The sequence below is a fragment of the Ruegeria spongiae genome (assembly GCF_023502395.1).
In the GTDB taxonomy this organism is placed as follows: domain Bacteria; phylum Pseudomonadota; class Alphaproteobacteria; order Rhodobacterales; family Rhodobacteraceae; genus Ruegeria_C; species Ruegeria_C spongiae.
Genome location: NZ_JAMFMB010000073.1, coordinates 1 through 1,907 on the forward strand (window position 1 = coordinate 1; position 1,907 = coordinate 1,907).

The 1,907-nt window shown below is 52.2% G+C and carries 2 protein-coding genes; one reads left to right on the forward strand and one right to left on the reverse strand.

Going from position 1 to position 1,907, the window contains the following annotated elements:
• Positions 1–406: hypothetical protein (locus M3P21_RS22250; protein WP_249713700.1), on the forward strand; the 406-nt coding region annotated here is incomplete at its 5' end.
• A gap of 195 nt (positions 407–601) precedes the next feature.
• Here M3P21_RS22250 and M3P21_RS22255 read toward each other — a convergent pair.
• Positions 602–1,907: hypothetical protein (locus M3P21_RS22255; protein ID WP_249713701.1), on the reverse strand; the 1,306-nt coding region annotated here is incomplete at its 5' end.

A 1,907-nucleotide genomic window follows, 5' to 3' on the forward strand; every position in this document is an offset into this window, starting at 1 on the left:
TGCGCCTGATCCCCTTGACCACTTCCAGGCGACGGATCTGGTCATGCTGGACGCCAAGGACATGCGTATTGCTGCCCGCGTCCGCCGTCCCGGATATTCGATGCTCTACCCCAATCAGTTTACCATCCGCGCGCAGGTGCCGTCTGGCGCAGAAACAGAGCTATCCAAGATAGTGAACGGATACGGTGACTGGATGTTCTACGGTCACGCAGGCGTTGATGGGCTGTCTCTACAGAACTGGTGGCTGATTGACCTGCGCGCATTCAGAGCATCACTGATCCGCCACGGAGCCAATGGCAGCTTCATTCGGATGGGAGACAAGCGGAATCCAGACGGGACGTGCTTCAAGTGGTTCGATATCCGGTCGTTTCCCGATGATCCGCCCTTGGTGGTGGCGCGGGGGTAGCGAAAGGCTATCTGCGATTGTCTGTCTGAGCCCATTTTGACAATTGCTGCACGAAGCATGAACGGGTGCGAACTGCACATTGCTGCTGCTCGCTATGGCAAGGACGGCCCAGACCGGACCTCTAATACGATTTCAATATCTGAGCTGGTATTTCTCATTTTTGACATTCGCAAAATGGCTCAAGCCCGGCGAGGACTAAGCCTTGGGGTTCAGGATCGACACAGCCTCGACTTTGCGAGGTAGCCGACCTTCGGCTCTGGCCTTCTCGACTACATCACCACTAGGATCTGGGTGTTCCCGTAACTCACCTTGAAAAACCCTTTCCTTCAAGCAGGCACTTACAACCAATTCTAAGTCTCTGATCGGATCGCACCCGTATTGTCTGTAGTATTTTGGATACTTGCTCGAATCGTATACATCTGGTGCACCACCGTGAATAACTGACCCACGCAAACTGAGTATTGCCCGCAGTTGTCTCCCTGAAGCCGTACCGCCGAGAGTATCGTTTACTCCATCAACTACGGCTTGGGTGGCGTTGTTTGAGTCGCCAAAAATCGCATCAAGGGCCATGCAAAGAACCGGGAAACGCTCCTCTGGAGAAAGCGGCCAAGCACGGAAATAGTACTCCAGCGCTTTTAACTCGCGCGTCATCCCCTTGTCAGCCGTTCGCAACTTATCAGAAAGAATTGTCATCCAACCTGCATCCACGTCAGTGACTTGGATGTCGTACATGCACGGTGGTGTGTGTTCTCTTTCAAATGACCAAGTGATGCCTTCCTTAGAAATTGAACATCTTCCGCCAAACACCTCTCGCCCGGAAAACATGTGTCGGTTGTGAGGTAAAGCGGTTAGAGCCAACGCTCCCAAAATTGATGAGCGTGTCTTGAGGGCAGCCCGGTAGTCTGGCGAGTACACCCCCAACCAAGAGTTGGGATTGCGAATTCGTCCTTTGAAGTCGATTTGGGGAGGAAAGTTCGTGGTTTCAAACTCTTGTCTCAGCCGCTCGTCGTCTAGGAAGAACGAGTTCTCGTCTTGGGGCGAAGAGAAGAAAAACTGATCAGTCCTGAAGCTCGTGTTCACTACCACTGGAATAAGCGGGAATACGGTCAACTCTTCTGCTGGCTGGAAAAGGGCACAGGAAGCCAAAGCTCGCGCCAGTTCGAATTTCTCTTTTTCTGGAATCCAAAGATTTAGCGGTCGTTCGTCCCTGGAGCCAAAAGTGAGGTTACCAATGTAGCCAAAATTCTCGCTCATGAAACTTCCTAGCCTGGAACAGATTTCAGTTAGGGGAAGGGCTTTCAAGTAGCTGGGACCCACACTCCTTACATGTAGGGCGGCCAGATTCAGGTCGACGAAGTGATAATAGATTTCGATCCCTATTCGCTTTTCCCAATGCCGGGCACCCGGAGGTCCAAACAGAAATGAAGCCCGAGCGCCATCCTCTCCCATCGTTAGTGTGATGGATGCTAGCAGCAATTCAATTGCTTCGATGTGGATCTTG